The organism is Paenibacillus flagellatus (assembly GCF_003217775.1).
GTDB classification, from domain to species: domain Bacteria; phylum Bacillota; class Bacilli; order Paenibacillales; family NBRC-103111; genus Paenibacillus_AB; species Paenibacillus_AB flagellatus.
This window is the reverse complement of sequence record NZ_QJVJ01000020.1, coordinates 33,964-55,474: the sequence shown is the minus strand read 5'-3', so window position 1 is coordinate 55,474 and position 21,511 is coordinate 33,964. Positions and strand designations below refer to the sequence as shown.

15 protein-coding genes are annotated in these 21,511 nt (G+C 61.0%); 10 read left to right on the top strand and 5 right to left on the bottom strand.

What is annotated here, in order from left to right; all coding sequences use genetic code 11:
• Positions 1–8: 8 nt before the first annotated feature.
• Entirely contained in the window at positions 9–1,214 is a 1,206-nt protein-coding gene (locus tag DLM86_RS30040) for an MFS transporter (RefSeq protein ID WP_110843747.1), read from the top strand.
• 72 nt (positions 1,215–1,286) lie between these two features.
• Here DLM86_RS30040 and DLM86_RS30035 read toward each other — a convergent pair whose 3' ends face one another.
• Entirely contained in the window at positions 1,287–2,606 is a 1,320-nt protein-coding gene (locus tag DLM86_RS30035; RefSeq protein ID WP_110843746.1) for a hemolysin family protein, read from the bottom strand.
• A gap of 247 nt (positions 2,607–2,853) precedes the next feature.
• On the opposite strand from DLM86_RS30035, the gene DLM86_RS30030 reads away from it, so the two are divergent.
• From DLM86_RS30030 to DLM86_RS30015, 4 genes are all read left to right on the top strand, one after another.
• Positions 2,854–3,639 carry a DUF1836 domain-containing protein gene (locus DLM86_RS30030; RefSeq protein WP_110843762.1) on the top strand — a complete coding sequence of 262 codons (786 nt, stop codon included), beginning with the start codon at positions 2,854–2,856 and terminating at the stop codon, positions 3,637–3,639.
• Positions 3,640–3,712: 73 nt separating this feature from the next.
• Positions 3,713–4,573 (top strand): MBL fold metallo-hydrolase, encoded by an 861-nt coding sequence (locus tag DLM86_RS30025; protein WP_110843745.1) that lies wholly within the window; start codon positions 3,713–3,715, stop codon positions 4,571–4,573.
• Positions 4,574–4,787: 214 nt separating this feature from the next.
• Positions 4,788–5,804, top strand: coding sequence for an LLM class flavin-dependent oxidoreductase (locus DLM86_RS30020; RefSeq protein ID WP_211326608.1), 1,017 nt, complete (start codon positions 4,788–4,790; stop codon positions 5,802–5,804).
• A gap of 271 nt (positions 5,805–6,075) precedes the next feature.
• Positions 6,076–9,900, top strand: coding sequence for an S-layer homology domain-containing protein (locus tag DLM86_RS30015; RefSeq protein ID WP_110843743.1), 3,825 nt, complete (start codon positions 6,076–6,078; stop codon positions 9,898–9,900).
• A 68-nt stretch (positions 9,901–9,968) separates the two neighbouring features.
• Here DLM86_RS30015 and DLM86_RS30010 read toward each other — a convergent pair whose 3' ends face one another.
• Together DLM86_RS30010 and DLM86_RS30005 are read right to left on the bottom strand one after the other, a co-directional pair.
• Entirely contained in the window at positions 9,969–10,769 is an 801-nt protein-coding gene (locus DLM86_RS30010; RefSeq protein WP_110843742.1) for a WYL domain-containing protein, read from the bottom strand.
• On the bottom strand, positions 10,744–12,075 hold the full coding sequence (locus tag DLM86_RS30005) for a helix-turn-helix transcriptional regulator (protein WP_110843741.1): 1,332 nt from the start codon (positions 12,073–12,075) through the stop codon (positions 10,744–10,746). Before DLM86_RS30005 ends, DLM86_RS30010 begins: the two co-directional genes overlap by 26 nt.
• Before the next feature lie 193 nt (positions 12,076–12,268).
• On the opposite strand from DLM86_RS30005, the gene DLM86_RS30000 reads away from it, so the two are divergent.
• From DLM86_RS30000 to DLM86_RS29990, 3 genes are all read left to right on the top strand, one after another.
• Positions 12,269–14,044: a 5'-nucleotidase C-terminal domain-containing protein gene (locus tag DLM86_RS30000; protein WP_110843740.1), complete on the top strand. Its 1,776-nt coding sequence runs from the start codon at positions 12,269–12,271 to the stop codon at positions 14,042–14,044.
• Between the two features lie 295 nt (positions 14,045–14,339).
• Positions 14,340–17,294: a hybrid sensor histidine kinase/response regulator gene (locus tag DLM86_RS29995; RefSeq protein ID WP_342773128.1), complete on the top strand. Its 2,955-nt coding sequence runs from the start codon at positions 14,340–14,342 to the stop codon at positions 17,292–17,294.
• A gap of 132 nt (positions 17,295–17,426) precedes the next feature.
• The gene (locus tag DLM86_RS29990) at positions 17,427–17,837 is read left to right on the top strand and encodes an NAD(P)H-dependent oxidoreductase (RefSeq protein WP_110843738.1); all 411 of its coding nucleotides are present in this window, start codon (positions 17,427–17,429) and stop codon (positions 17,835–17,837) included.
• Positions 17,838–17,882: 45 nt separating this feature from the next.
• Here DLM86_RS29990 and DLM86_RS29985 read toward each other — a convergent pair whose 3' ends face one another.
• A complete protein-coding gene (locus DLM86_RS29985; protein WP_110843737.1) occupies positions 17,883–18,290 on the bottom strand; it encodes a winged helix-turn-helix transcriptional regulator in 408 nt (135 codons plus the stop codon).
• Positions 18,291–18,305: 15 nt separating this feature from the next.
• Positions 18,306–18,491, bottom strand: a complete 186-nt coding sequence (locus DLM86_RS31865; RefSeq protein WP_146250330.1) for a hypothetical protein — start codon at positions 18,489–18,491, stop codon at positions 18,306–18,308.
• Between the two features lie 631 nt (positions 18,492–19,122).
• Between DLM86_RS31865 and DLM86_RS29980 the strand changes: the two genes are divergently transcribed.
• Together DLM86_RS29980 and DLM86_RS29975 are read left to right on the top strand one after the other, a co-directional pair.
• Positions 19,123–20,430 carry an ABC transporter substrate-binding protein gene (locus DLM86_RS29980; RefSeq protein ID WP_110843736.1) on the top strand — a complete coding sequence of 436 codons (1,308 nt, stop codon included), beginning with the start codon at positions 19,123–19,125 and terminating at the stop codon, positions 20,428–20,430.
• Between the two features lie 50 nt (positions 20,431–20,480).
• A complete protein-coding gene (locus tag DLM86_RS29975) occupies positions 20,481–21,476 on the top strand; it encodes a hydroxyacid dehydrogenase (RefSeq protein ID WP_110843735.1) in 996 nt (331 codons plus the stop codon).
• Positions 21,477–21,511 lie beyond the last annotated feature (35 nt).

Genomic DNA, 21,511 nt, shown 5'->3' with positions numbered 1-21,511 from the left:
ATTTCGCAATGACGACAAACATGGCCAACCGGTCCGCCGCCGTATCGGGCAAAAGCTCGACGATCGCGCTGTACGCCTTGACGCTGGGCGCGTTCGCCATCGGCATGACCGAATTTATCATTATGGGGCTGCTCCCCGAAGTGGCGGCGAACTTGAACGTCTCCATTCCGGCCGCCGGGCTGCTCATTACCGGGTACGCGCTCGGCGTGGCGGCCGGCGCCCCGATCGTCACGATCGCGACGCACCGGATGCCGCGCAAATCGCTGCTGATGCTGCTCATGATCTTATTCATCGCGGGCAACGCGCTTGCCGCGCTTGCTCCGAACTATGCGGTGCTGATGGCGGCCCGCATCGTGGCCGCGCTGACGCACGGCTCGTTTTTCGGCGTCGGCTCCGTCGTCGCCGCCCAGCTCGTTCCGAATGAGAAGCGGGCCGGCGCCATCGCGATCATGTTCACCGGGCTGACGCTGGCGAACATATTGGGCGTACCGATCGGGACGTTCCTCGGGCAGGCGTACGGCTGGCGGTCGACGTTCTGGGTCATTACCGCGATCGGCTTCATCGCGCTGGTCGGCGTTATGGTGCTCGTGCCGCAGGTCAAGGCGGCGGCGTCCAGCCTCCGGCAGGAGCTTGGCGTGCTTCGCCGGCCGGCCGTTCACGTCGCGCTGTTGATGACGGTGTTCGGGTTCGGCGGCGTGTTCACGGCGTTCACTTACATTTCGCCGATATTGGTCGATATTACGGGCTTCGCGCCAAGCTCGGTGTCCTACATCCTCGTCTTGTTCGGCGCCGGGATTACGCTGGGCAACATCCTGGGCGGCAAGCTGGCGGACCGGAAGCTGCTGCCGTCGCTGCTCGTCATCCTCGTCGTGCTGGCCGCCGTCCTTGCCGTATTCGGCGTCGTCGATCAGCATAAGGCGCTTACGCTCGTCACCGTATTCGTATTGGGCGTAGCGGCGTTCGGCACCGTGCCGGGGCTTCAGCTCCATATGCTGAATACGGCCAAGGAAGCGCCGACGCTCGCCTCGACGCTGAACATCGCCGCGTTCAACCTCGGCAACGCGTTCGGCGCGTACTTGGGAGGCGCCGTGATCGATTCGGGAATCGGCGGCGGCCTGCCCGCCGTACCGGCGGCGGCTGCACTCGTGACGGTCGCCGGGATCGCGTTCACTCTGTGGGGAATGCGGCAGGCGAAGGCGGGCATCCGAGCTTGAGGGGATCGCCTTTCGGCGAAGCAAACAAACAGCCTCCCGCAATCGGCGGGAGGCTGTTTGTACGTGCTACCGTTATGTCTCGGATGCGGGCTCCGGCATCTCGGGCCGGTCGTGCTTTATGATGTCCAGCTTGCGAATGCGGTGGCGCTCCTTTTCCTTGACCCGGAACGTATAGTTGCGGTAATGCCACTCGCTGCCCTTCTTCATGTCGGGGTGCCGGCCGTACAGCCAGCCGCCGATCGTATCGGGCCCGTCGCTTTCGATCTCGATGCCGAGCAGGTCGTTGATGCGCGCAATCGGCAATTTGCCGTCCACGATCCAGTGCCGCTCGTCGATCGTCTCGATGTCCTGCCGCTCCTCGGCGTCGAACTCGTCGCGGATTTCGCCGACGATTTCCTCCAATATATCCTCGATCGTAATCATGCCCGACGTGCCGCCGTATTCGTCGACGAGGACGGCGATATGCGCGCGCTCCTGCTGCATGCTGCGCAGCAGCGACTTGATCGGAATCGACTCGGGCGCCGTCATGACGGGCACAATCAGCTCCGACAGCTCGACGTCCGGATTGTCCTCGTGGCGAAGAAAAAACTGCTTCGTGTTGATCATGCCGACGATGACGTCCTTATCGTGGTTGACGACCGGGAAGCGGGTATATTGCTCTTCCTTGATCGTGCGCAAATTGTCTTCCTTCGAACGGTCCAAGTACAGGCATACCATGTCCGTGCGGGGAACCATAATTTCGCGGGCCAGCAGCTCGTCGAAGGCGAAAATCCGGTTGACGTAGCCGTATTCCGTGTTGTTGATTTTCCCGTGTTCGTAGCTTTCCGCCAAAATGATGCGCAGCTCTTCCTCGGAGTGGGCGTTCTCATGCTCTTTGGCCGGCTTCATGCCGAACAGGCGGACGAGGGCGTTGGCCGAGCCGTTCAACAGCCAGATGAACGGGTACATCAGCGTATGGAACCACAGAATCGGCCGTGCGGTCGCAAGCGCGATCGCTTCCGCCTTATGGATCGCCACCGTCTTCGGCGCCAGCTCCCCGAGCACGACGTGGATATAGGTCATGACGAGAAAGGCGACGAGAAAGGAGAGGAGCGATATCGTGTCTCCCGGCAAATGAAGCGGCTCGAGCAGCGGATGAAGCATTTTCTCGACCGTCGGCTCGCCCAGCCAGCCGAGACCGAGCGCCGTAATCGTAATGCCGAGCTGGCAGGCGGACAAGTAAGCGTCCAGGTTGCTCGTTACCTTTCGGACCGCCAGGGCGTTTTTCCGGTTTTCCGCCACCATCTGGTCGACGCGGCTCGGGCGAAGCTTCACGATGGCGAACTCGGTGGCGACAAAAAACGCGGTGGCCGCGATCAGCAGGGCGACCAAAATCAAATTCAAGGTTAACATTCCATCCTCCGGTTCAATAGGTTAATTTAAATGAACTTATAATGAATAAGTTCTTATGAACTTATAATATCGAATGAAAGGGAGCATGCGCAACGTCCGATTTCCCCCGTTTTGGCGGAAAATGCCGGTTCACGGAAAATGGGACCGCCCGGGGAGGGATCGCTCGCCCGTTTTTGCGGGCTTTGACAATATTGCGATCTGGTCTTATCATAAGTTCATATGAACTCGTAAAGTGGGGAGGATGGACGTGGAGACGTTTTATTTAACGCGCAAACAAATGGCCGGCTTGCTGCTGTCGCTGAACGGAAATACGGACAAGCCGCCGATCGCCGTCCTGCAGGAGGCGTGGGCGAAGTCGCACAAAACGGACATGGAGCACGGGAAAACGCTGGGTGCGTTCGTCTCGACGTCGCTTCCGCCCATCTTCGAAAAAATCATCAAAATGAAGCGGACGGGGGAAGGCTTTTCCCTCACCGATATTGTGGCGTTAGGCAACCAGATCGAATACAGCCAATACTCCGCGACAGCGATGCAAAATTGGGTGAAGCGGGATTTCAAGGAGCTGATCGGTGCGCCCCGGATCGGCAAAAAATATTCGTTCGACCAGACGGCGACCTTGTTCATCATCGACGACTTGAAGGCTACGCTCGATTTCGAATCGATCCGCAAAATGCTGACGCTCGTGTTCAACAACCCGGAGGACGAGACGGACGACCTGATCGGGCCGCTCCGGCTGTATGCCGCTTACTCGGCCTTGTTCGAGGAGCTCGATCAGAACAACGACCAGGTGCTGGACTTGTCCGGGCACGAATCCGGCTTGCGCAACCACGACCATATGCTCGAGCATTTGCTGAAAAAGATGGCGGACAAATTCGCCGATACGCTGGCCGGACTGAACCGCGACCAGAAGGAGGCCGTCAGCAATACGGTGTTCGTGGCGATGGTGTCGGTGCAAACGTCGTATTTTCAGTCGCTGGCTCGCCGTTATTTGAACGCCACGTTGTTTTTGCGCAATTTGAACGGCGGTTCGTGAACATATTTCCGCGAAAACGGGACAACTTAACCTCTGTCGCATCATTTTTCCAAGCGGAGGGAGAGTCTTCCCGATGGAACACAATATGACTTACGGCTCGGACTATTCGTTCATCCCCGCCGTATCGATCGGAAGCGGGACCGGGCGCGAGGTGCGGCCGGATATTTGGTGCCAGACGGTGCAAATCGTCAACGTGCTGTTCGTCGGCGACCCCGGACGGCCGGACGATTGGGTGCTGGTGGATGCGGGGATGCCCAGGTCGGCCGACGCGATCGTCGCCGCCGTCCGCGAACGGTTCGGATCGGACCGCCGTCCGGCGGCGATCGTCCTGACGCACGGCCATTTCGACCATGTCGGGGCGATTATCGAGCTGGTGCGGCATTGGGAAGTGCCGGTATATGCGCACGAGCGGGAATTGCCTTACTTGACGGGAAAGCTCGACTACCCCGAGCCCGATTCGTCGGTCGAAGGCGGACTGATCGCCAAGATGTCTCCGCTGTTTCCGAACGAAAGCATCGATCTGGGCGACCGCGTGACGGCGCTTCCGGCCGACGGCTCCGTGCCCGGCCTTCCCGAGTGGCGGTGGGTGCACACGCCCGGGCATACGCCGGGACACGTCTCCTTGTTTCGGGAGCGCGACCGCACGCTGCTGGCGGGGGACGCCTTCGTAACGGTAAGGCAGGATTCGCTCTATAGCGTGCTCGTGCAGGAGCAGGAGATAAGCGGGCCGCCGAGATATTTGACGCCCGATTGGGCGGCCGCGCGCGAATCGGTCGTCCGGCTTGCGGCGCTGAAGCCGTCCGTCGCGGCGACGGGGCACGGCGTCCCGATGGCCGGCGAGCCGCTCGCCGAAGGGCTGAGCAGGCTGGCCGCCGAATTCGACCGGATCGCCGTTCCGGATTACGGCCGGTATGTGAACGATGTCAACCATTGACCGGATCCGGGAGGGGCTGCCGATCGATCGGCAGCCTCTTTTGGCGTACGAGGGCCGGCATTTTGAAGTGGACATTCGTAACTGTATGCAATATGATAACAGTATGCCGTTGTCGGCGCAGACCGAACGACGACACCGTTTTGTGGAAGGGGGACGGCGCACGGCTGTCGCCTAATTGTATTCGAAATAAACACAGTTTATGAAACGAGGTGGCATGGTGAACAACGTTGCCTTTTCGGTGCTGGATGTGTCCCCGATCGTCGCGGGCGGCACGGTCGCCGATTCGCTGCGCAATACGCTCGATTTGGCCCGACATGCGGAGAAGTGGGGGTACGAGCGCTTTTGGCTGGCCGAGCATCATAACTCGCCGAGCATCGCGAGCTCCGCCACTTCGGTCGTCATCGCGCACGTCGCCGCGGGTACTTCGACGATTCGGGTAGGATCGGGCGGCATTATGCTGCCGAATCACTCGTCGCTCGTCATCGCCGAGCAGTTCGGCACGCTCGAGGCGCTGTACCCCGGCCGGATCGATCTCGGTCTCGGGCGCGCGCCGGGCACCGACCATTTGGCAGCGGCCGCGCTTCGGGGCGCGAGCGGGAGAGACGGCCACGACTTCCCCGAGCAGCTGGAGGAGCTTCGCGCGTACTTCGCCGGACGGATGCCGGTGAGGGCGATTCCGGGAGAAGGGACGAGCGTGCCGATCTGGCTGCTCGGGTCGAGCGATTTCAGCGCGCGGCTTGCCGCGGAGCTCGGCTTGCCGTTCGCCTTCGCCGGCCATTTCTCGCCGCAGCAGCTGATGCCGGCGCTGGAGCTGTACCATCGCAACTTCCAGCCGTCGCGGGTGCTGGAGGAGCCGTATGCGATGGTCGCGATGAACGTCATCCTGGCGGACACGGACGAGGAAGCCGCCCGGCTCGCCACCTCCGGCCAGCAGCTGTTCCTGAGCTTCATCCGCAACAAGCCCGGTCCGCTTCCGCCTCCGGTCGACAGCATGGAAGAGCTGTGGACGGAGCGCGAGAAATGGGCGCTGCAGCAAAACTTGGGCGGCTCCATCGTCGGCGGGCCCGACACGGTGCGGACGAAGCTGGAGAAGCTGATCCGGGATACGCGGGCGAACGAGATTATGGCCGTCGCCCACATCTACGATCATCAGGCGCGCCTCCGCTCGTACGAGCTGCTCGCCGACCTCGCCGGCTTGCGGAAGCCGGCCGCCGGGACGGTTCGGGACTGATTTCGCGAAGAGCGGAGCGGGTGAAGCGGGCTGTGCAAAAATAAAAAAAATATCGAAAGCCGTCCCGGCAGGGACGGCTTTTTCGTATGGGCGAAATAGCCGGGATTTCGATTTCCCGTGTTCGACACAACTAGTTTTGAGACGCGCATATTTTGTTGTATTATGTCGAAATTGTTCAGAATATGTTCAGTGTAACCTGGTACAATGGGACTACGTAACTGACGGCCATAGGCCGACAAGTACAAGCTAACGTTTCCGAGGGGTGAACAGCTTGAGATCAAGCAGCATTCGGTTTTTGTCCATGATCGCCATCATCTCGATCGTGGTCGGTATCGTCGGGGTTTTTCCGGGCGGCAGCGCGCAAGCGGCGGCCACCTGGAGCAAGACGAGCAGCAAGGTGTTCCACAGCATCGCTTACGGCAAGGACGCGCAGGGCAACGACATTTATGTCGCGTTTTCGTCCGCGGAGAAAGGCAAGGTGTACACGTCGACGAATTTGACGGATTGGACGTCCACCGACATTTCCGCCGTCTCCACGCGCGCCATCAAGTTCGTCAACTATGTGAACGACACGTTTATCGCCGGCGCTCAGCGCGACGACATGGCGACCGGCGGCCAATTCCTCTATTCGACGGACGGCGCCTCCTGGTCGGGAGTCGTCAACTGGCCCAGTTACGGTTTCACGAGCGTCGCTTACGGCGGCGGGGTTTACCGGATGACGTCCGATAACGGCCGGGGCGTCGTAGGTTCGCCGGACGGACAAACGTGGTCCGATGCGATGGCGGGGTCCGGTCCGAGATATTACGATATTCTTTATATCAACAACAGCTTTCTGGCGGCAGGAAGAAATGCCGGGTATTCGCAGGGTGGCCTGCGGAAGTCGAGCGACGGCAGCGGTACGACTTGGGATGCCGAAGTCGTCCTGCCCAAGCCGCTGTACGGCCTGGCAAGCAACGGCACGCAAATCGTTGCGGTCGGAGAGGGGGGCAAGATTTACCGGACGGACGCCGATGCGAGTCCGACTCTTCCGACGATCGAGGCCAGCGTGCCCAATTTGTTCACCGCCCAGCTGAACAGCGTCGCTTACGGCACGGTTGACGGAGCGGGATTGTATGTCGCCGGCGGCAACGGAGGGAAACTTCTCGTTTCCGAGGACGGCCTTGCATGGAACGAGGAAGCATCCGGCGCCACCGGAGACTTTTACAAAGTGATCTACGCGGAAGGAACGTTCGTCGCCGTCAGCGGCTCGGGCGTCTATAAAAGAATCAATGCGGATCCTCCTTCGGTCACGACTTCGACGGTGACCGAGGTCAGCTACGGCACGGCCAAAATCGACGCCGAAGTGACGTCGGATCACGGGTACCCGGTCATGGAGCGAGGCGTCGTGTACGCGACGTCTCCGAGCCCGACGACGGCGAACGGCAAGAAGGCGTCCGATACGCTCCTCGGTTCGACGTTCCAAGTCGAGCTGGACGGGCTCGTACCCAATACGCTTTACTACGCAAGAGCTTATGCGATGAATGTGGGCGGGACAAGCTACGGCGAGGAGAAGAGCTTTACGACTCTCGATCCGGTTCCGACCGATATTACGCTGTCGAACGGCTCCATTGCCGAAAACAGTCCGATCGGCACGACCGTCGGCACGTTGGGCGGGGTAAGCGCCTATATGAACGACACGTTCGCCTTCTCGCTCGTTTCGGGGGATGGAGACACCGACAATGCAAGCTTTACCGTTAACGGCAGCGGCCAACTGCTCTCCGCGGCCAGCTTCGACTTCGAAGCGAAGAGCGCGTACAGCGTTCGCGTTCAGGCGGCCGACTCCAACGGCGATCCGATTCAAAAATCGTTTGCGATCGCGGTGACGGACGTCAACGAGGCACCGGTTGCCTATGACCGCCTCACTCCTGTAATCGCCGGTTTCGATAGTCCCGCCATCTCGGAGCTGTCGGCAGCCGATGCGGACGGCGATCCGCTGACGTTCAGCATCGTCGGCCAGCCGGGGAAAGGCGTAGTGACCTTGAGCGATGCCGACGGGGGCCGCACGTTCAGCTATATACCGAATGAGGGAGCCTCGGGGGCCGACAGCTTTACGTTCAAGGCGAACGACGGACAGCTCGATTCCGGCACGGCGACGGTTCAAGTGAACATCGTGCCCGCGGGCTTCCTGAATCTGGGCTCGTTGTCGGTATCGGCCGGCGATTTGAATCCGGCCTTCACCTCGAATCGGGATGTATATGCCTTGGAAGTCGGGCATGCCGTCGACAGCTTGACGGTAAGCGCGGCCGTCTATGAAGCGGACTATTCGATCGTCAGCATTCAAGGTGTCGATACGGGATCGGCCACGGTTCCGCTGCAGATCGGCAGCAATCCGATTACGATCCGGGTCGTGGCCAAGCATGACCCGACGCTCGGCAAGACGTACACCGTCAACGTCATGCGTTATTCCGACAACGCCGATTTGGCCGGGTTGATCGTCAGCGGAGGCAGCTTGACGCCGGCGTTCTCCAAAGCGGAGACCGACTACCGGCTTACCGTAGACTATAGTGTCAGCCGGCTCACGGTGACGCCTTCGTCCGAAGAGTCGCATGCGGCGATCCGCGTCAACGGGACGCCCGTCGCCAGCGGAACCGCATCGCAGCCGATCGATCTGGTCGTCGGCGCGAACCGGATCGAAATCGAAGTGACGGCGCAGGACGCTTCGTTCCACAACCTGTACGTCGTTACAGTTCAGCGCGAGGAGGAGCCTTCGTCGCCCGAACCGGCCGTGCCGTCCGTACCGGCTGTGCCGTCCGCGCCGTCCGTTCCGACGCCGCCTCAAGCCGGGCCGAACGACCGGATCGAGGTGATCGTGGACGGTCGAAAGCAGGAGCAGTCGGCCACGATGAAGGTCGAGAAGAAGGACGACCGAACGGTTGCAACGGTTCAACTGGACAATGACAAAGTGATGGAAGCGATCAATCGGGACGGGAACAAGGTGCTTACGATTCCGGTTCAAGCGAAAGCCGACGTCGTCGTCGCGGAGCTCAACGGTCAACTGGTGAAAGCGATGGAGAACAAGCAGGCCGTCGTCGACATTCAGACGCCGCTCGCCGCTTACACGCTCCAGGCTTCGCAGATCCGGATCGATCAAGTATATTCCGCGATCGGACGGAACGTCGAGCTGGGGGATATCGCCATCCATTTCCGGATCGCCGAATCGCCGGAATCGAAAGCGCAGCTCGTCGAATCCGCCGCTTCGAACGGGAACATGGAGCTGGTCGTCAAGCCGATCGACTTCGAATTGTCCGCTTCTTACGGAGACAGCCGGGTAAACATCGACCGCTTCGACAGCTACGTGGAACGGGGCATCGCCCTTCCTGACGGAATCGACGCTTCCCGCATTACGACAGGCGTCGTCCTGGGCGAGGACGGTACGATTACGCACGTGCCGACCAAGGTCGTCACAAGGGACGGCAAGCCGTACGCGGTCATCAACAGCTTGACGAACAGCACGTATTCGGTCATCTGGAATCCGCGGACGATGGCCGACGTCGAAGGGCATTGGAGCCGGGACGACGTGAACGATATGGCGTCGCGTCTTGTCGTGCAGGGCGTCGACGATTCGCGGTTCGAGCCGGACCGCAGCGTGACGCGGGCCGAATTCGCCGCCATCGCGGTGCGGGCGCTCGGACTCAAGCCGAACGCGACGGAGGGCGAGACGCTTCCCGCCGACGTGAACGGCGGTGACTGGTACGCCGGATACGTCCGTACCGCCATCGGCTACGGATTGATCGCCGGGTACGAGGACGGCACGTTCCGTCCGGACCGCACCATTACCCGCAACGAGGCGGCCGTCATCGCGGCCAGAGCGATGCAGGTCGCCAAGCTGGGCGGGCAATTCACGGACGAGGAGACGAGCAAGCGGCTCGCCGCCTTCAAGGACGGAGACGTCGTGGCGGAGTGGGCGAGGTCGTCCGTCGCGGCCGCGGCCGCAGGCGGGATCCTGCAGGGCAACGACGAAGGCTTCGTTCGTCCGCAGGACGACGTCACGCGCGCGCAGACGGCGGCGATGCTCCGCCGGCTGCTCCTCGCCGCAGGGCTTATCGATTCGAACTAATCGCTTCGGCGTGCAAGGAAAGAGGACCGCTTCTACCGGGAATTCCCGAAGAAGCGGCCCTCTTTTTGCTACTCGATGCCGTACCGCCCCAAAGCCTTCGTCGCCGTCTCGTACATGCGCCGCTGCAGCTTGTGGCCGTCGACGATGCGAACCCGTTTGCCGAGGAAGCGGATTTTGGACAGCATATACTCCCCTTCGTCTCGGGGGAACGACAGCGTGATCCGGTACGTATCCGAGTCGGCGTCGTATTCCACGTCCTTCTCGAAGCACGAGAACGCGTACAGGATGCGCGACAGCTCCCGGTTGTACAGGCGGACGACCTCGACCGTCGCCGTCTCCTGACGCGACTCGAGCAGCGCGGCGAGCTCGGCGGCGATGCGCTCCGCCACGCCTTCCGCTAACGGCTCCTCGCGCACAGCCGATACGTTGGCCAGCTTCGTGTTCATGTGCGTCCGATTCCGTCTATGGTACCAGAACAAATACCATTCGCGCTTCACCATCGAATATTCCAGCTTGTACGGGAATCCCGGCTGGTTCTCGTACAAGGTGCCGTCCTTCACCGCGTAGTCGAGCCGGACGCCGCTTCGGGCCAGCACGATCCGGCGCAGCGGGCGCAGCAGCGGATGGTACACGTGCCGTTCCCGGCTGCGCGCCTTCTCGATATAGCCGCCGGACAGGTCGGGCGCCGTCTCGTCTTCCAGCAGGGCACGCAGCTTGGCGAGGGTGACCGGCTCGAACGCCTCGGCCGCGGCGGGACGCGCGAGCATCGCCTTCAGCCAAGCCCGTTCATGGGAGGTGATCGGGATCGCGCCGGACTGCTCGAGCCGGGAGACGATCTGGTAATTAAAGATTTTCTCGAACGGGTTCATAATAACCGCGAATCTCCTTCCATTCCTCGATCATCTCCCGGCGCAAATGATCCGGCTCCAATACCTCGCAGCTCGAGCCGAAGCTGCGCAGCCACGGCTTGATCTCCGTCGTGCCGTTCACCTCGATTTCGTACACGAACGAGCCGTCGTCCTCCTCCGCGATGCGTCCCCATTGGCCCTGCAGCAGCACGCGCTCCTTCACGAAATCGGGCCCGCCTCCCTCCGGCTTGTAAAACCGCGCGCGAACGGTGACGCGCTCGCCCGTATCGATGAGCCAGCTGAACCGAAGCCGCTCCTCCAGCTCCTCCCGTTTCGCGGCATATGGCGTTTCGGGAACCGCCTCGGCTTCCGCGATCTGCGTCAGCCCTTCGAGCCGGTACTTTTTGAGGGCTCCGCGCGAATCGTGGCCGAGCAGGTACCATCTCCCGTACTGGTGATCGTAGACGACCTTGAGCGGCAGGACGCGCTCCTCCTTGCCCGACGTATCCCGCTCGAACAGCGGGTTCGTGTTGCGGGAGCCGTAGCTTTTGCGCGTTTTCGGGGAGAAGTACAGGAACCGGACGTACCGCCGTTCCCGAATCGCCTGCAGCAGGGCATACAGGTGAGCCTCGTCCAAGAGCCGCGGGTAGTAATGGTATTTGTACAAAAACGGCTCGGTCGCGGCCGTCTCCAGCTCCGGCTCGCGCCGCTTCAGCGCACGCTTCAGGCTGTCCCGCAGCAGGTAGCCCTGGACGGACGGCACCTGCGTATTGGCCATGACGTCGACGAAATCGTACAGATCGAGCAGCTCGTCGAACGTCAGCTCCTTCACCAGCTCGTCGCGGACCCGGTACCGGTACGGACGCCCGCCCGGCTCCCGGCGGATCGCGCCGACGTCCTCCAAATATTTCACGTCCGCGCGAATCGTCTTCTCGTCCGGCAGCGGCCCGTCCGCCGGCATGCCGCCGCAGCAGGCGTCGAGCAGCTCCGTCACCGCCAGCGGCTCGTCCCGCATCGCTTCGAGCAGCAGGGCGAGACGGACGCTCTCCGATTCCTTGAGCGATTTCGCCCGGTACAGGAAAAGCAGCATCGGGTCGGCCGAATCGTAGTAGCTGAAGCGCAGCGTCTCCGCAAACTCCCGTCCCTGCTCCTGCGGCAGCTGCCGATGCACCGAAGCGACGATGTCCTTCAGGCGGCGAATCGTCTTGTCGAACGTATGGACGGAGATGCCGAGCCGATCGGCGAACTGCTGCCGGCTGTATGCGCCGCTGGTCAGCACGAGCAGGCGCAGAAACTGGATTTCTTTGTCGAAGCTTTCCTTGGCCATGAGGGTCCTCCGCCGATTCACGTATGGTCTTTTTATTGTAGCAGGGAGGGAGTGCCGGCGGAACGGAAAGTTTGCGTTTACGCATCCCGCGGCAGGCAGCCTTCTTTACAAAATCTTCACGCCGGGAAAAAGCCCCTTTAACAATCGGGTCATAAAATGGCAAGGACAACCGATTGAAGGAGGAGTCCCACCCATGATCAAACCGGCGAAATGGAGCCTGTGGCTGTTCGCGCTGCTGCTCGCGCTGTCCGCGGTCCAGACGGCGACGGCGGCGCCCGCCGCCGCAGAGGCGGCCGGAAGCCGCACCGTCACCCTTTTCCATACGAACGACGTGCACGCCCGCGTCGAATCCACCAAGGACGTCAACATCGGCTATGCGGAGATGGTGGCGCTCGTCCGGTCGTACAAGAAGGAGCATCCGAACACGCTCCTGATCGATGCAGGCGACACGTTCCACGGACAGACGATCGCCAACCTCGTGCGCGGCGAGAGCATCGTCGACATCATGAACGCCGCGGGCTACGACGCGATGGCGCCGGGCAACCACGATTTCAACTACGGGTACGCGCGTCTCGTCGAGCTGAGCAAGCGCGCCCAGTTCCCGGTCGTGAGCGCCAACGTCAAGCAGGCGGACGGCGAGCGGCTGTTGGCCCCGTACGTCATCAAAGAGGCGGGCGGCTTGAAGATCGGCTTCTTCGGCTTGACGACGCCGGAGACCGCCTACAAAACACACCCTAAAAACGTCGAAGGCATCACGTTCGCCGATCCGGCGGCGGAGGCGAAAGCGATCGTGGCGGAGCTGAAGGGCAAGGTGGACGCGATCGTCGCCATCGCCCATCTCGGCGTCGATCTGTCGAGCGCCGATACGAGCATCAAGGTGGCGCGGGCCGTTCCCGAAATCGACGTCATTCTCGACGGCCACAGCCATACGGCGATGGAGGCGGGAAGGCTGGAGGGCGGCGTGCTGATCGCGCAGACGGGCGAATATTTGAAGCAGATCGGCCGGGTCGACCTGACGTTCGAGAACGGCAAGCTGACGTCGAAGAAGGCGAGCCTGATCACGAAGCAGCAGGTCGTCGAGCAAAACGTCCAGCCGGATCCGAAGGTGCTGGACATCGTCGGACAAGTGAAACAAGCGCAGGAAGCCGTACTGCAGGAGGTCGTCGGCTCCGCCGGCGTGAAGCTGGTCGGGGAGCGCGAGGTCGTCCGCAAGGGCGAATCGAACCTCGGCAACCTGATCGCCGACGCGATGCTGAGCGAGACCGGGGCCGACGCGGCGATTACGAACGGCGGGGGCATCCGCGCCTCGATCGAGGCGGGGCCGATTACGAAAGGCGATGTCATTACGGTGCTGCCGTTCGGCAACTACATCCAGACGAAGAAGGTGAAGGGCGCGGATATCAAAGCGGCGCTCGAGCTCGGCGTGTCCGCCTACCCGGAATCGCTCGGCGGGTTCCCGCAGGTGGGCGGCCTCTCGTTCGAGTTCGACCCGTCCTTGCCGAAAAACGCGCGCATTACGTCAATCGCGGTGAAGGGCGAGCCGCTCGATCCGGAGCGGACGTACGTGCTCGCCACAAACGACTTCATGGCGGCCGGCGGGGACAACTACACGATGTTCAAGGATTATCCGGTCGCGAACGACTTCTCCTCGCTCGAGGAGTCGCTCATCGCGTACATCCGCCAAGCCGGGGAACTGAAGCCCGCGACCGAAGGGCGCATCCGGGTGAAAGCGGCCGCCGCCGCTCCCCAGCCTGCCCCCGCGGCACAGAGGCCCGCTCCGGCCGCGCAAGCGCCCGCCGCTTCGGCGGAATCCGGCCCCGCCGCCGGCAGCGTCTACACCGTCCGTCCGGGCGATTCGCTCTGGGCGATCGCGAAGAAGTACGGGACGACGTGGCAGACGCTGCACAAGCTGAACCCGGTTCCGAACCCGAATCTGATTTATCCGGGACAGGTCATCGTGCTGCCTTGACGAGACGGATGGCCTGCATTCGAAAAAAAGCCGATTCCTCGAAGGAGAGGAACCGGCTTTTTCGGCGTTCGGCGACGGTCGGCCGCCGACGCAGCGCGTAGAGACACGGTCACTCCGTCCGAGGAAAAAAGGAAAAGAGGAGCGGAGGTCAAATATATAGGACATGCGAATACGAATCTCCTCCTTTCTCAAACATATGACGGTGCTTGTTTTGTTCCTCGCTTTTTTGCTGGGCATGCGATCGGTGTGGTCGGACATGTTCGATTCCGCCGAACATCCCGGTGTTGCGGGAGGCGTGCTTGATCTTCGCGGCCGGGAGCTGGCGAACTCTCCCCCTTTCCGATTGGACGGCGAGTGGGAATTTTACCCCGGCGCTCTCGTCACGCACGACGAGCTCAAGCGGCAGCCCGTGGACGGAATGCGGCATGTCCGCGTTCCCGGCGATTGGAGAAGCGCTTTCCCGGGCGAGCCGGGCACGTCGTTCGGCTACGGCACGTACAGGCTGACGATCCTCGTCGACCCCGGCTTGGATCAGCCGTATACGTTTTGGATGAACGGCATCCAAGCCTCCTCGGCCGTGGAAATAAACGGGCAAGTATCGGCCGAATTCGGCACGGTCGCCGAACGGGCCGAACGGTATCGACCGGATAGCCGGTCCTACACCGCTTCCTATACGGATGCCGATGCGACGCAAATCGAGCTGCTGATCCGCGTGGCCAACTTCGATCAGCCGAATACCGGAGGGATCGCCAAATCGATTCGCTTCGGCTCACAAGCGGCGATCGATACCCAGCGCTGGTATTCCATCGGCTTCCAGCTCGTCACGTTTCTTATCCTGCTGCTGCACGGCTTATACGCTTGCATTCTTTATTTGTTCGACGTGCGCCAAAAAGCGCTAATTACGTTTATTTTGCTGCTGTTTATGGCAAGCTTGACGATCGTGTCCGGGGACGATTACATTTTGCTGCAGTGGGTGCCGCTCGGTTATACGTGGATTTTGAAGGTCAGGCTGCTTTCTTATGTATGGCTCGCCTTTTTTATTTTGCTGCTTGCCGGCACATTTTCCGCCAGCGCCTTGAACGGCAAACGGTTTCGTCTCTATACCTCGCTCCTCGTTCTGTACACGGCCTTTATATTGGCGGCGCCGGCTGCGCTCGTCCATCATTCGAGTGCGGCGCGACTATTCTCGCTGATGTTCTTGCTTCCGACGATCTGGTTTGCCGTTCTGATCGTAAAGATGGTCGTGCGCAATAAGCATGGCGCCGGCTTCCTGATGATTACGGCCGCGAGCGTCATTTCGAGCATCGTATGGGGGGCGTTGCATAACAGGGGAGTCGTCGAGGTGAACGTGTATTACCCGGTCGATATCATTGCGGCCATCGTGGGCTTCTCCTCCTATTGGTTCAAGCGGTATTACCGCAATGCCGAGGAGAACGCCAAGCTGAACGAGCAGCTGCGCATGGCCGACAAGCTGAAGGACCAATTTCTGGCCAATACGTCGCACGAGCTTCGAACGCCGCTGCACGGCATCATGACGATCGCCCAAACCGTAGCGGATAAGGAGAAACAGACGATCGGCCGCGAAAGCGCCGAAAATTTGGAGCTGCTCGTTACGATCAGCCGCCGCATGTCCCATATGGTGGACGAGCTTCTCGACATCGCCCGTCTGCAGGAGAAGCGCATCGTGCTGCGCCGGGAGCCGGTGCGCCTCGATGCGGTCGTTTCGGCGGTGTTCGGCATGCTGCGCTATATGGCCGAAGGCAGGCCGGTGAGGCTGGAGCAGCGCATGCCGCAATCGATGCCGCCGGTCATGGCCGACGAGAAAAGGCTTGTGCAAATTTTGCTCAACCTCGTCCACAACGCGCTCAAATTTACCGACGAAGGGACGATTTCCGTCTCCGCCGAAGTCCGAAGCGGCCGGGCGTTCATCGAAGTGACGGACACCGGGGCCGGAATGGACGAAGAGACGCTGTCGCGCATTTTTTTGCCGTATGAGCAGGGAAACGGCGAGAGCGGCGGCATCGGGCTCGGCTTGAGCATTTGCCGGCAGCTGGTCGAGCTTCACGGCGGCAGCCTGGAGGCTTATTCCGAACCCGGCCGAGGCTCCGTCTTCCATTTCGAGCTTCCGCTGGCGCAAGAGACGGAGCTTCCTTCCGCGCCTCCGCAGCCGACGCTGTTGGCGGAAGCGGCGACGGCCGCCGAAGCGGGCCCGGTCGAGCGGGAGCAGACGGCGCCCGGGGCGACGGGCGAACGGATGAGCATTCTGGTCGTCGACGACGATCCGGTCAATTTGAAAGTGTTGTCCGGCATGCTGTCGGGGGGCGATTACCTCGTGAGAACGGCCGGCTCCGGCAAGGAAGCGTTGGAGCTGCTCGCCGCGGAGCCGTGGGACCTGCTGATCGTCGACGTCATGATGCCTCAGATGTCGGGCTACGAGCTGACGCGAATCGTGCGGGAGCGGTTCTCCGTTTCGGAGCTGCCCGTTTTGCTGCTGACCGCGCGCAGCGAGCCGGCGGACGTCTACGCCGGGTTTTACGCCGGGGCGAACGACTACGTCGCCAAGCCGGTCGATGCGCTCGAGCTGAAGGCGCGCATTCGGCTGCTCACGTCGCTCAAGCGGTCGGTCGAGCAGCGGCTGCGTCTGGAAGCGGCCTATTGGCAGGCGCAAATTCAACCGCACTTTTTGTTCAATACGCTGAATTCGCTCATGGCGCTGAGCGATATCGACACGAAGCGGATGCGCAGGCTCGGCGAAGCGTTCGCCTCGTATTTGCGGATCAGCTTCGACTTTTTGAATACGGGCGAGCTCGTCTCCCTATCGCACGAACTGGATCTCGTGCGAGCGTATGTCTATATCGAGCGCGAGCGGTTCGGCAGCCGGCTGACCGTCGAGTGGGACGTCGATCCGGACGTCGAGGCGCTGCTGCCTCCGCTGACGATTCAGCCGCTTGTCGAGAATGCGGTCAAGCACGGATTGCTCGGGCGAAACAAGGGAGGCACGCTCCGGATCCGCATCGGGCGCCGGGACGGCGCGACGTTCGTTGCGGTCGAGGATAACGGCGTCGGCATGACGCGGGAACGGGTCGGTCAGCTGCTGGAGGAGAACGCGGCGGCGACCGGAGGCAGAAGGGGAATCGGGCTGTCCAACACCAACCGCCGGCTCAAACGGCTGTTCGGGCAAGGGCTGACGATCCGCAGCGAGCCCGGCGAAGGAACGATCGTCAGCTTCGTGATCCCGGGAACGGATTGAGCCCATTGGCGAATGGATCCTTCAGCCTACTTACCTTGCGGAAAGTACCTGTACGAAAAGTGCGTACTTCTCGATCGGCGGCGACCCTTTTATACTCAAAGCGTACACCATTCGCAGAGAGGACGATCCCCGATGAAAACGCTCGTCGTCGTTACCCATCCAAGCCTGGACACATCCGCCGTCAATAAGCGGTGGGTGGAAGAGCTGAGGAAATGGCTGGACGACGTCTTGACGTACGGATGGGCTTACGGTTCCAAAGGCGGGGACAAGCTAAAAAACCGCAAGGTCGCCTTGGGCGTAACGGCGGGCATCCAAAAGGAGGATTACAGCGCGAACGGAAGATACCGCTATTCGCTTGAGCAAATATTGGTGCCGTTCGAAACGTCCTTCCGGTATTGCGGTGCCGACTATCGTTCGTTCTTTGCCTTCTACGGAACGGAAAACGAGCCCGGCGGGCTGGTGCCCGGCGCGGACAACGAAACGCCCGCCGCCCGATTGGAGCAGAGCGCGCAAGCCTATCTGAATTTTATCGATAGCCTGTAAACGGCCCGCACCGACAAGGCTGCACAAGAAGAAGGATTTCCTCGATTACGGGGAAGTCCTTCTTTCGAGTGAATCGAGCGGCGAAGGCTGCTGATGTACGGGTTCCGGGGCCGGCAAGCCGTTCTTTTTCCCCCACTCGCACATCATATCCAGCACCGGAACGAGAGAAAGGCCGCGTTCGGATAACGAATATTCGACTTTCGGAGGGATTTGGGGAAATTCCTGGCGGTTGACAAGCCCGTCGGACTCCAGCTCTTTCAGCATGACGCTCAGCGTCTTGAAGGAAATGGTGCCGATCCGCCGCTGCAGCTCGTTAAACCGCATCACCTTATGCTCCGAGAGCCAATACAGGATGATCATCTTATATTTGCCGCCGATTAAGGACAACGTGTACCCGAAGCCGGTGTCCTTCAGCTCGACGCCGGTCGGGACGCAGGTTTCGCCCTCGCGCATCCGCCACACTCTCCTTCAGGGAAGTCGTTCGCTCATGTACCGGAAATAATTGTCCACTTCTTCCGGGCCGGATTCCTTTAAGCGTTTGTAGCTTAACTTGAAATCGCTGCTGATCTCCGCAATCGCTTCTTTCTCGGGCGATTCTACGTCTTCGTATTTCGCGAGATAGTTATGAATCGCGTTCATTTCCGTTCTGGTCAAGTACCTGGCTTCCGAAATACAATTTCGAAACAGATCGGCTATAAGTCGCGTGTCCGTTGCAAAGTTCGTTATGACGGCCCATCCTCCTCCGATTGATACTGCGCCCCAACCCCATTAACAGCTCCAGCTCCATATTACCATATCGAATGGAACTTTAGCCCGCGGCCCAGCCGGTCGAGCCGGTACCCTCCGCTCTAAACGAAGCGGCTATCCCTTCCGCAGGAGCGGCAAGACCAATTGCATTCCAAAACCAGGACAAAACCACACTGATGTTGTGGTTTCTTGCTCTTTGAATCAAAACCAGATTCCTCGTCTGAAAATCGTAATATTTTCCCGCCTCATCTGAATAATATGATTAAACAAGGCCGAAGGGACGTCGACATCTTCCGTTTTCACCCAGCAAATAGCTCGACACCAAAAAACCAATTGACAAAAAATAAAGCGCTTTCTACAATGATAACGTAAGAACCAGATAAAACCAGTGTTCATCGTTCCTTCGACTAGCGACCGCACTCTGGATGAAAAGCGCAGACCGAGAGGAGGGTATACCAAGCGTTCGAAGACGCGTTCGGAGGGCATCCGGCATGCCTGTAAAAGATTGAATATTCAGTTAAAAAGGGGAGTGAAGTCCATGAGAAGAACGGGCGCTCTGCTGGCGTCGGTCGTCCTGCTGTCTTCGCTGCTGGCGGGATGCGGCGGCGGCAAGGAGCAGGGGAATGCCGGAGGAGAGGCGGTCGTGAAGCCGAAGGAGCCGTTTACGATGAAAATTTGGGGAGGGGGCGTGACGCCGCAAGAGTTCGACGACCGGTTCCGGGACGTCTTGAAGAAGAAGTTCCCGCACATTACCGTCGAATATATCCAGAACGGCAAAGGAACGACGATGCCGGAGCTCGTGGCGGCGGGCGACGTCCCCGATTTGATCCGTACCGACGTCCCTACCTTGGTGAGCGGCTATCTGGATTTGCAGCTCGGTTTCGACCTGACCGAGCTCGTGAAGAAGCATCAGTACGATCTGCCCCGGTTCAATCAAGTGTTCATCGACGAGATCGTCGATGCGGGGCGCTCCAAAGCGCTGTACGGCTTGCCGGTCCCCCCGTATTTCCCCCAGGCGCTCTACTACAACAAAGATTTGTTCGACCGGTTCGGCGTCGCGTACCCGAAGGACGGCATGACGTGGGACGAAGTGTACGATTTGGCGCAAAAAATGACGCGCACGGAAGGCGGCGTCTCCTACCGCGGCTTCAGCTCGAACCCGGTCAACATGCTGCGCGACAACCCGTTCTCGCTCCCGATTCTCGATCCGAACGAGGACCGGCTGGCCGATCCGGAGAAGTGGAAGCTGCTGTTCGACAACTTCAAGCGGTTTTACGAAATTCCGAACAACACGATCGAGAAGACGAGCTCCGCCGAGAATACCGCATTCTCCAAAGGCAACGTCGCCATGATGGCGAACCAGCACAGCGTCTACTTGACCATTCCGCCCGAGGTGAATTGGGATATGGTGTCGTATCCGGTGCTGCCGGGAGCGCCCAAGCTCATGCCGCAGCGCGGGCCCGCGTACTGGTCGATCTCGAAGACGAGCGAGCATAAGGAAGAGGCGTTCGAGATGATCATGGCGATGCTGTCCGACGAGGTTCAGATGGAGGATTCCCGGAAAGGCATTCCGACGACGCTCGTCAAGGAAGACATCAAGAAGGAGCTCGGCAAAGGACACCCGGTCTACAGCACGAAAAACATGCAGGCAATCAACGTCTACCCGCCGGTTCCCTACACGACGAAGCGCAAGGCCGGGCTGGCCGACGTGCCCGGAGCGACGCAGCAGACGCTGATGGGCACGACGTTCATCGACGTCGCCTCCGGCAAGACGGACGTCAATACGGCGCTGCGCACCCTCGAAGAGAAGCTGAAGGCGGAGCTCGAGAAGCAGAAAAACAAATAACCCGGGGTATCGCCAAGCCCCGGCACCAACGATAGGAGAGGGAGAGAGAGATGGAAGCGAAAATCGCCATACTGCCGGAGCCGAGAGTACAGGACCGGATTTTCAAGCCGTCGCATTGGGAGCACCTTCGGGCGCTCGGCGTCGTCGTCCGCAACGAGCGGGAGGGGCCGCCGCAGCCGGAGACGGTGAAGGCCGTCCTCGAAGGGGCGGACATCGCCATTACGTCCTGGGGGTGCGGCGCGCTCGCGGGAGAGCTGTTGGACCGCGCCCCGAACTTGAAGGCGGTTATCCACGCCGCCGGAACGGTCAAGGGGATCGTCACGCCGGAGCTGTGGGAGCGCGGCATCCGCGTCTCGAGCGGCAACGGGCCGCTCGGCGTCGGCGTCGCCGAGACGGCGCTCGGGCTCACGATCGCGTCGCTCAAAAACATGTGGCGGCTGTCGCATTCGACGAGCGGCGGCGGTTGGAGCGAGGGGAAGGAGAAGGTGCGGGAGCTGTACGAGGTGACGGTCGGCGTCATCGGCGCCGGGAAAGCGGGCAGCCACTATATGAAGCTGCTGCGTTCGTTCCGCGTCGACGTTCTCGTGTACGACCCTATCCTGACCGCGGAGCAGGCCGAGTCGCTGGGAGCGGCGAAGGTCGAGCTGGACGACCTGCTCGCGCGAAGCGACGTCGTCTCGATCCACGCCCCCTCGCTGCCGGCGACGTACCGGATGATCAACGGCGAGCGGCTCGCCCGGATGAAGGACGACGCCATCCTGATCAATACGGCGCGCGGGTCGATCGTGGACGAGGCGGCGCTCGTCGAGGAGCTGCGCAAGGGCCGGCTGTTCGCCTGTCTCGACGTGACCGATCCGGAGCCGCCGGCGCCCGATCACCCGCTGCGCACGCTGCCCAACTGCATCTTGACGCCGCATATCGCGGGCGCGGTCAATAACGGCGTATGGCGGCTCGGGCAATTTGCGATCGACGAGACGAAGCGGCTGCTGGCGGGAGAGCCGCTGGAAGGAGAAGTGAAAGCCGAGCAGATGAGCACGCTGGCGTAAACGGGAGCCGATCCCGGACGCGAAGGAACGAATCG